A 9,818-nucleotide genomic window follows, 5' to 3' on the forward strand; every position below is an offset into this window, starting at 1 on the left:
GCAGCGGCATGGAACCGCAGTCCGGAAACGGCGACGATGCGGTCGCGCGTGCGCGCGAGCTGGTTCGGGCCGAGCAGTTCGGGCCCGCCATCGAACTGCTGCGCGAGCACCTGAACGCCCGCCCGGATGACGCCATTGCCTGGCGCCGCCTCGCCGGCGCCCTGATTGGACTCGGCGACCATGCCGCTGCGGTCGATGCGGCTGGTCGAGCAATCGACATCGACCCCGAGGATGTGGCTGCCTACCGCTACCGGGCGCTCGCTCTTCTCATGCTCAAGCGGGACCGGGAGTCGTATGCCGACGCGAAGCGCGCGGTGGAGCTTGCACCCGATGACCACGAGGCGCTGACCCTGCTCGCCCGGAACGTCGTCGAGGTTGATCGCGATGTAGCGCGGTTCAAGGAGCTCATCGATCGGGCGCTCACTGTGAATCCGGACAGTGCCCCTGCACGGCACCTGGCCAGGCAATATCGAAGGCTCCATCGCCGGAACCTAGCCGTCGCGATGCACCTGGTGATCCTCCCGGCCGCGATCGTGTTGCTGGTTGGTTGGTTCGCGGTAGACGCCGGCAGGTCGACGGCCGCTCGTTGGATGGTGTGGCCTTGCCTTGTCGCGCTGGCCGTCATCCTTGTCAGAGGCGTGTTCACGTGGTCGGCACGCGGCGTGCTCCCGATGCTCACACTGCCCCAGGTGTCGGCAGCGGCGAGCGCCGCCGGAATTGTCGCGGCAGGCGCGGGTTACGGCGCTACCCGAGGAGTCCCAACCGCAGCCGTCCTTGGCCTGACCGCTGTTGCGATATCGGGCGCCTTCGGGCTTCTCCTGCTCCGTCACGGCGCACGGCACAGCCGCCTGTCAGAAGAATCTACGACTGGCCGTAGATCGTCTAGCCGGGACACGTCACGCATGCCCTGAGACCGATCCGTCACGCAGGTCCCACCGGAGGAGGGCCGCCCGCGCCGCCTGGTCGGCAACCTTCTGCGGCCGGCGGACGGCAACTCGTTTGCACATCTCGGAAGCCAAGATCATGCCTGAGTTGTGCCCTGGCCGTGCCCGATGATCTTCGGTTGGAGCTGTCGCAGCTCAGAGGCGCCGAATGGTGGGCCGGAGGTACCACCATGCGAACCACACCGCCACGATCGCCGGTGACCCCCTACCGCTGGCTTTGCCCAGCTCACGGGCACCGGGCGGTGCCCGATGAACCCGGGCCACCCGTCCGACCCGCCGGTGCGGTTCGCCGATGCGGAAGAGATCAACCCGTTCCAACTCCTCCTCGATCTTCATGACCATGCCGTCGCTCGGACGCCGGGAACCGGACTCGATGACGTCCTGACGGAGCTGGCGTTGTCCGCTGCGGTGGTGTCCTGGTGGACTCGCTGGCAACCCTCATTGATCCACACCGCGCTGCGGGCGGGCGCGGACCTGACGGACATCGCGAAAGCGACCGGTCTCGACGCGGGCGAAGTCGTCGACCGGTGGCGGCGATGGGTCGATGTCCAGACGCGGTTGGACATCGGTGGACGTCCTTCCGTGGACCCCGTCGAGGTTCAGGCCATCGAGCGACGGCCCGGGTCGGGGGTGGTTCGATGACGCCGACCCGGCTTGCCCGAGACGTGAGCACGGTGGCGGTGGCCGGGATTGCTGCCTGGTCGTCGTGGAGTCACATGGTCGCCGTGGCGTTGAGGTTCGGTGAGCGTCCCGAGGTCGCCTACGTACTTCCGCTGTCGGTCGACGGGATGCTGGTCGTCGCGTCGGCGGCCATGGTCGAGGACAAGCGCGCCGGCCGGAGGGTGCGCTGGTCGGCTCGGACGGCGTTCGCGGTCGGGGTGGCGGCCAGCGTGGCGGCGAACATCGCCGCCGCCGAGCCGAGTCTCGGCGCGCGGATCGTGGCGGCCTGGCCGGCGGTGGCGTTGTTGCTGGTCGTGGAGATGTTGACTAGAGCGCAACCGGCCCCAGGCAACGACCCTCGATCGCCGGACATCGTCCGCCCTCAGCAACCGCTGGCCTCCGGTGCTGCGTCTGCGCCACCAATGGAGTCGCACCCGTCGGACTCGGTGACTGAGACGAAGCAAGCGCAGCAAACCAGAGTCGCCGACGGTTTGGCGACGGCTGGGGTGTCGCCGCCTCTGCGGCGAAGCGGGCAACGCAGGCGAGTGACAGGGCGCGCGGAGCGGACGGCAGATGTCGTAGCCCGACTTCGCGCCGAACGTCCCCAGGCCAGCCTGGCGGAGTTGGCTGTGGCCGCGGGCGTGTCCGAACGCCACGTCCGACGCCTTGCGGCGGACAAGCTTGAGGATGCGAGAAAACCAGCAGAAGGTTCTTCTCGAAGGGTTTGACGACGACCCGTGGGACAGCCTCCCCAAAATTCCCGCTTTGCCGCTCTTGCCATCTTCTACCCATCAGACCTCCGGCCAAATACAAGATCAGGAAATTGAGGAGTTCGCAGAATCTGACAGGAGCCGGTTTAGGGAGTGCGAAAGAACGTTCGTGGCCTCATTACTGCAGGCTCCCACCTGGGTAGGCTCAGCCTGACCGACGGCATGCTGCCACAACCGCAGCGGCGAGGAGTTCTTCGTCGGGGTGATGTAGCGCTGCATGAGACTTCTCATCCAATCGTCAGCGGCGGCTTCTCAAGGTGTCAAGAGCCCGGGGGGATGTGGCAGGGCGGCGAGGCTGGGCGGCATGCTCCCGCCGTTACGCCTCGCCCGCATCAGGCCCGCATCGAAGGCCTTGATGCCTTCCGCGGGCCGGGATCCATGCCTTAACGCCTATTCGATGGAAGCGTCCGGGCCACCGGCATGTCACCCGAATGGGTAAACCTCGGCCGGATCATGCCGGCCGGCGTGTCGGGTTCCCGGACAGGTGTACGAAGCGGAGACTATCTGCGCCGTCGGGCGCAGCGTCCGCCGGCGCACGTATAGTCGGGGAGGACGTGCGTGGAGCCAGGTCAGGGGCCTCGGTCGGGGCTGTGGTCGGACGAGCCCGACAACATCGATTTGCTGGCGTTTTCAGCCGTGGCGACGACAGTGATCGACGCCGTGCTGGACGAAACCCTCGACCCAGTGGCGGTCGGGGTGTCCGGGGCGTGGGGCAGCGGGAAGACCACCGTCCTCAAGCTCATCGAGAGCGGCCTCAAGGAACGCAATCTCGGCCCCGACAAGCAGATCTTGATCGTCAGCACCGACCCGTGGCGCTACGACCCCAGCGCGGGCGCGAAAGAGGCCCTGATCGGTGAGATCCTCGCCGCCATCACCCGCAAGCTGCACGAAATCAACACCGAAACCGGGTCTCGTGCCACTCTGGAGCTGGCCAAGAAACTCACCAAACGGGTTCAATGGTCCAAGGCGATCAAGCTGACCGCCCGTGCTGGCATCACGATGCAGTTACCCAAGCTCGACGATGTGCTGGACTTGGTCGCCGAACCATCGGACAACGGGCCCGGCCCATCGCGCGGCCTTGAGCAGTTCCGGGGCGAGTTCGAAGCGCTGATGGAGTCCCCGGGCCTTGCCGGGGTGGAACGCGTGGTCGTGCTCGTTGACGACCTCGACCGGTGCCTGCCTGACACCGTGGTCGAGACGCTGGAGGCGATACGGCTGTTCTTGGCCGTGCCGAAGATGGCCTTCGTCATCGCCGCCGACGAGGACCGGGTCGCCGACGCGATCCGGGACCGGTTCCCGGCTCCCAGCCGGGCACCGGATTCGGCCGACGAGTTCCTCCCGGAGGAACCGGCCAGCCTCTACCTGCACAAAATCGTGCAGACGACCGTGCCGATCCCTGCGCTGAGTAGGTTCGACACCGAGGCATATTTGATCCTGCTCCAGTTGTTGCACGTAACCGAACGCGAGGAGCTGAGGTCGTACACGCGGCACTGCGATGACCAGCGGCGCATCGGCGGAGCTCTCGACGACCTCGGCACTGTGATCACCGGTCGCGTCATCACCGATCAGATAGCGTTCGCGGCCCGCCTGACCCCGATCCTGTACGAGAAGCTGCGGGGTAACCCGCGCCGGATCAAACGGTTCCTCAACGACCTACGGGTGCGTCAGGCGGTGGCCGCGCACCGCGGGATCACCCTGGACGAGGAGGTCGTTGCGAAGCTGATGGTCCTGGAGAAGCTCATCAAGGACGGTTTCACGCACGTCCTCGACTGGCTGGCCAAGGGCGACCTGCGCGAGCAGATCCGCGCCCTAGAGAAGGCTGCGGGCAGGACGGCCCGCGGTCCGGCACCCGAGGCTGACGCTACCCCGGAGGCTTCACCGGAGCCGGCGGGCAAGGACCGTCGTGCACCGAAGACCACAGCTGCTAGCCCGGCTGCGGTGCAGTTCAGTGATGATCTGCTCCGATGGGCGAAGCTTCCGCCTGCGCTGGCCGGCGATGACCTCGCCCCGTACCTGTACCTGGCGGCGTCGTTCACCGGCAAGCTGCTGCTCGACACCGGGCTGCCGAGCCGGCTGCGGGATCTGGCCGCGAACCTGCTGTCCCACTCACGCGCCGAGCAGAAGTCGGTGACCGACGCCGACCTCGACGCTCTCGGTCTCACCGATGCGACCCTGCTGATCGAATACTTCGGGCGAGTCGGCCGGGACCAGCCGAGCAACCAGCCCGCCGCGTTCGCCGCCATCGTGCGGCTGGTCCCGCGCTACCAGCAAGCGGCGGAGGCCGCCAACCGGGCTTTGCAGACGGTGCCTGCCGACGACCTGACCGTCGCGGCGATCATGAGGTTCCAGAACGATGCCCAGGTCTTCGCTCCGGTGTTGCAGCAGTGGCACGATGCCACCACCGACGGACCGGTGCGGAACGCTCTGGGCCTCGTGCTGCGCGGCGGGCGGTAGCCGGTGGGGACGAAAGGCTCCTACACGGGCGGCGGCGGTAAGGCCGGTAAGGATCTGCGTGACGCAGTCGCGCAGTGGATCGGCAGTGGAGCCGGTGGTAACCAGCCCCGCCCGCCGTTGACACCCGCGGCGCTGGCACCGGCCCTGCGGCTGTTCGGTGGCGGTGGTGACGGCCCCGGAGGTGGAGCAGGAGGCGCCGGCGGCGGAGGCGGTGGTGCGGGCGGGGGCGCTCAACGGACGATCGCGGGGTCGGCTCGGACGGCGAGCCGAGCTGCGGCGGCCGCCTATGGACTACGGACCGGCGATGCCCAGGCGGTGCGTGACCTCGGGCTCGACTATGACGCGCTGCGCGCCAACCCCGACCCGTTACAAGTCACTAAAGCCATCGTCGACGCGGCGTGCGGACCGCTGCAGGACGGCACGATTGAAGATCACGAGCAGCGGCTGGTCGCTGCTGACATCGCAAGCTGGATCTTGCAGGAGCAAGCCGACGGTGCCGCACCGACGGCGGACGAGATCGTCCGCGAGACGATCGCGCTGATCGTGTTCGAAGCGGCCTGCAGCGAGACGGCCGCCCGCCTACAGCAGGGCGACCCGACCGCGGCGGCGGTCTTGGCCGCCGAGGACGAGATGCGCGCCACCGCCCGAGTGCTGGCCGACAACGCGCCACTGAGCGTCACCGGCGCTACCGAAGGCGAATTGAGACGTGCTATCGAGAAGGGCATCGAATCGTTGCGCACGATCTGGGGCCGGCCATGAACACCTTCACGATGGCCTTCACCCTCCCCGAGCAACTCCCGCACGACGCTGCACGCTCGACGTTCTACTGGACTCCGAACGCGGTCGGCTCCTTCACCAGCCCGGTCGGCCCGAGCCTGGGCCAGTTCGGACCGGTTCGGCCGGCCAATGCCGACCTGGTCCGCCTCGCCGTCCTGGTCTACGCCGCCGACCGGTCCGTGACCCGCCGCGCCAATGGCTCGAGCTGGTCGCAGCGCCGATTCCAGCTACACATCCCGGTCACCGATCCCGATGCGTGGCAAGCCAGCCAGGCGCACTGGGAAGCTCTGCTCGGGTTCCTGTCCGGCGACGCTTGGTCGCTAACTTTCCACCCGGCCCAGCTGCCCACCGAGGCCGCCACTTACCGGTATGCCGGCGCGCATCGGGTGGTCCTGCTCAGCGGCGGCGCCGACTCCGCCGTCGGTGCCCTGTTGTCGCAGCACGAGCTCGGCGAGCGCCGCCAGCTGCTGTTCTCCCACATCGGCGCCACCAACCTCGCGCCCCGGCAACGTGAGGTCGCCACCCGGATCGCTGCGCTGACCGGCAGCCGTGGTCTTGCCCACCATCAGATCCGGTTCAGTCGCAAGACCACCCAGCCGAACGGACACCGGTTCCCCGACGAACGCTCGACGCGCACGCGCTCCCTGCTGTTCCTCGCGCTCGGACTGGCCATGGCCTCCATCGAACAGGTCGAGCTGCACATCCCGGAGAACGGCTTCGCGTCGCTGAACCTGCCGCTGGGCGCCGACCAGCGCGGCAGCGTGTCCACCCGCACCACCCACCCGTACTTCCTGCACGAGCTCAGCCGCCTCGCCACCGTCACCGGGGCACACGCGCCGATCAGCAATCCCCTGTCGGCGATGACCAAGGGCGAGATGTTCACCCGGGTCAGGGACCTGGTCGGGGCGAAGGCGGCCTCGGAGTTTCTATCGATGACACACTCCTGCGGCCACACCGGACATCGCAGCCTCGGCTACCCGGTGTTGTCGCATTGCGGGGTGTGTTTCGGCTGCCTGCTGCGCCGGGCCTCGTTTCGCGCCAGTCACCTCACCGACCACACCAGCTACCTCGACACAAGAGACGATCCGCGCCTGGCCGCCTACCTGCGCGATAAGTCGGTCGCGGCGTCACTGCGCGGGTTCTTGGGCCGTGGCCTGCGCGCCGCCGACCTGATCACCCTCACCCTGCCCGACCACTACCCCTTGGCCGACGCGAAGTCGCTGATCGAACGTGGCATGCACGAACTGGAGACCCTCCCCCGATGACCGCACGGCTGGCTCCCCTCGATCTGCATGCCCACGTCGACGTGGCTATCGACGCCGCTGAGCTCATCGCGCTGCCCGGCATCGTCTTCGCGGCCTGCCGCACCCTCACCGAGTCCCGCACCGCCCTGCGGCGGCGCGACCCTCGCGTGATCTGGGGTGCTGGCTGTCATCCTGGTCTGGCCCGCAACCACACCAGCTTCAACGTCGCGCAGTTCGAGGATTTGGTGGCCCGCACGCCGTACGTCAGCGAAATCGGCTTGGACGGCTCCCGCAAGGGCGGCCTGGAACGGCAAATGGTCACGTTCGACGCGATCCTCGGCGTGCTGCAGCGCCAGCCACGCCTGGCCAGCATCCATTCGGCCGGCGCGCACGACGAGGTCCTGGCCGCTTTGACGCACAGGCCGATCCGCGGAACGGTCCTGCACTGGTGGACAGGAACCGCAGAGCAGACCCGCCATGCGGTCGAGCTCGGTTGCTACTTCTCGCTGAACGCCAGCGCGGTGAAACGCATCGACACCCTGGGTCAGCTGCCTCTCGACCGGATCCTGCCGGAGACCGACCACCCCTTCGGCGACCGCACTGCCCCGCAACCACGCATGCCCGGCAACACCACCACCGTCGAGACCGCGCTCGGCCGGCACTACGGCGGCAGCGCCACCGAGATCCGCACCCTCATGTGGCGGAACCTGAGCCGGCTGGTCAGCGAGACCGGCTGCTCCGCTCTGCTCAATAGGACTCTGCTGAGCCAGCTCGCCGCCGCCGGCTGACCCAGACGGGGCGACGTCACGGTCGGCGGACTACCCGGCCAGCATCGCCTCCGAGGGCTGGCTGCAGGCCCCGCGCTTGGGTGGCCGTCCCAGGACCACAAATACATAACTTTGAAGTGCGGTGTCTCTTCGTGCGTGACAGGCCCCCGCGGCCGGACACGCCTCTGCGCGAAGTCGTCGACCTGCTTGTCTAGGCGAACTCGGATGTCGTGCCCCTCGGCTCCGTCCGCGCCGCCGTCATCGGCTGCGGCAGATCCTTCGGATCGGGGGTCGTTCATGGCTGAGTGCCATCCGTCCTCGACCTCATCCATGAGGGGTCGTGGCTCATTGTCAAACGGTACAGATCGCGTCGGCCACTGCGGGCCCTCAGCAGACCGCACCACTCACAGCTTGGTGCGCGACCTCCGCAGCGCGGGAACAGAGGCAGCGTGACGTCCGAACGCCTCCAGTAATGATTCGGCTACGCACGGCTAGACGGGGGCGATTCCCGGCGATAGCCTGGCCGCGCTGAAACAGCAGCCCGAGTTCTTCACCGGAGGCAACTGGATGGCGCGTAGGTCTCCCTCGCCGAATGAATCGGAACGCTGGCAACGCCAGCAGGTACGAGAACTCGAGCGGCAACAGCGCGCCACCGCAGCTACGGCCAAGGCCGCTGATCGGGCAAAACGAGACCAGCACATCGCCGACCAGAAGCGCGAGACCGAGTTACGGACCGCTGAGGTCGAGACCCGGGCCCGGCAGCTCCAAGCGATCCTCACCTCCGGCCTACGCCACACCGCTCGAATCGACCTGACCTCGCTCAAGCGTCAGCCCTCGCAGCAGCCGTTCAATCCGGGCGACCTCGCCGCAGTCGCCGCGCAGCCGGCCTGGGAGCAGTTCGAGCCACCGCAGCCCGGCATGGTCAGCCGGCTCCTCGGCGGGCAGAACCGCTACCAGCAGCAGCTCACCCATGCCCGCGCCGCCCATCAGCAGGCCATGCAGGCATGGCAGGCCGCCGACGCCGACCGGCGGCGGCGGCTCGACGCGGCACGCAGCAATCATGACGCACGGGTCCGACAACATCTGGCGGAGGTTGAGGAGCACAACCGACACGTCGAGCAACTGATCACCAGCTACCGCGCCCGAGACCGAAAGACCGTCGAGTCGGTCCTCGGGCTCGCCCTCAACCAAGTACCCCTGCCAGACGACTTCCCCCGGCGCGCGGAGATCACCTTCAGTCCCCAGCAGGCGCAGATCGTCGTACGCATGCAGCTCCCCGGCCGCGACGCTGTACCCACCGAGCGTGGATACAAGTACGTTCAGACCCGCGACGAGATCCAACCGGTCCCACGACCCACGAAGGAGACCAGCGAGCTGTACCGATCGCTCGTCGCCCAGGTAGCGCTCCTGACGTTGCACAACCTGTTCGAAGCGGATCCACAGCTTGCCAGCATCGGGTTCAACGGCCACGTCGACGCGATCAACCCCGGCACCGGGCAGCGCGAATACCCCTGCCTGATCAGCCTCAACGTCGAACGTGAGCTGTTCGCCCAACTCGTCCTCGCCCAGGTCCGCCCCGAGGTGTGCCTGCGCCACCTCAACGCCCTCGTCTCACCGCACCCGTACGAGCTGGAACCGATCACTCCAATCCTGGACTTCGACCTGACCAAGTTCTCCTTCGTCGACGGCTTGGACGCGGTCTCCACGCTCGACTCGCGCCCCGATCTGATGAAGATGAGCCCCACCGAGTTCGAACACCTCGTCCGGCAGATCTTCGAGGCGATGGGCGTAGAAAGCTGGACCACCGAACAAAACTACGACGACGGAGTCGACGCCGTCGTCGTCAACCGCTCAGCCCTGCTCGGCCGGCTGAGCATCGTGCAGGCCAAACGCTACAAAGACGCCGTGGGCGTCAGCCACATCCGCGAACTCGCCGGCGCCATCGAAGAGAAGAAGGCCGGACACGGCATCCTCGTCACCACCTCATGGTTCACACCACGCTCCTGGCAGAAGGCCCGCGAACACGGACGAATCGAACTCATCGACGGCAACCGCCTCACCTACCTGATCAAAGAGCACCTCGGCAAAGACGTCCTGATCGGCATCAAGCGCCCTCGGACCGCGACCACCGGACCAGACGGTGCCAGCTCGGCAACCGCCAGTAGCTGAGACAGGCGAGGGAACGGCCCAGCCCGAATCGAG

General features: G+C 67.5%; 8 protein-coding genes. All 8 read left to right on the plus strand.

The annotated features are described in order from the left end of the window. Positions 1 to 8 precede the first annotated feature (8 nt). The 8 genes from ACX27O_RS02075 (at position 9) to ACX27O_RS02110 (ending at position 9,785) form a co-directional block, all read left to right on the plus strand. Positions 9 to 911: a tetratricopeptide repeat protein gene (locus ACX27O_RS02075; RefSeq protein WP_458938854.1), complete on the plus strand. Its 903-nt coding sequence runs from the start codon at positions 9 to 11 to the stop codon at positions 909 to 911. 282 nt (positions 912 to 1,193) lie between these two features. Then, positions 1,194 to 1,586: a hypothetical protein gene (locus ACX27O_RS02080; RefSeq protein WP_458938855.1), complete on the plus strand. Its 393-nt coding sequence runs from the start codon at positions 1,194 to 1,196 to the stop codon at positions 1,584 to 1,586. Further along, positions 1,583 to 2,332, plus strand: a complete 750-nt coding sequence (locus ACX27O_RS02085; protein WP_458938856.1) for a DUF2637 domain-containing protein — start codon at positions 1,583 to 1,585, stop codon at positions 2,330 to 2,332. Before ACX27O_RS02080 ends, ACX27O_RS02085 begins: the two co-directional genes overlap by 4 nt. A 678-nt stretch (positions 2,333 to 3,010) precedes the next feature. Beyond that, positions 3,011 to 4,828 carry a KAP family P-loop NTPase fold protein gene (locus ACX27O_RS02090; RefSeq protein ID WP_458938857.1) on the plus strand — a complete coding sequence of 606 codons (1,818 nt, stop codon included), beginning with the start codon at positions 3,011 to 3,013 and terminating at the stop codon, positions 4,826 to 4,828. Positions 4,829 to 5,143: 315 nt separating this feature from the next. Continuing rightward, positions 5,144 to 5,587: a hypothetical protein gene (locus ACX27O_RS02095; RefSeq protein ID WP_387106667.1), complete on the plus strand. Its 444-nt coding sequence runs from the start codon at positions 5,144 to 5,146 to the stop codon at positions 5,585 to 5,587. Positions 5,588 to 5,784: 197 nt separating this feature from the next. Beyond that, positions 5,785 to 6,870, plus strand: coding sequence for a hypothetical protein (locus ACX27O_RS02100; protein ID WP_458938859.1), 1,086 nt, complete (start codon positions 5,785 to 5,787; stop codon positions 6,868 to 6,870). Then, complete coding sequence (locus ACX27O_RS02105) at positions 6,867 to 7,637, plus strand: TatD family hydrolase (protein WP_458938860.1); 771 nt, start codon at positions 6,867 to 6,869, stop codon at positions 7,635 to 7,637. Before ACX27O_RS02100 ends, ACX27O_RS02105 begins: the two co-directional genes overlap by 4 nt. Before the next feature lie 546 nt (positions 7,638 to 8,183). Beyond that, a complete protein-coding gene (locus tag ACX27O_RS02110) occupies positions 8,184 to 9,785 on the plus strand; it encodes a restriction endonuclease (RefSeq protein ID WP_458938861.1) in 1,602 nt (533 codons plus the stop codon). Positions 9,786 to 9,818: the final 33 nt, after the last annotated feature.

It is taken from the genome of Micromonospora sp. SD19, from assembly GCF_054462275.1.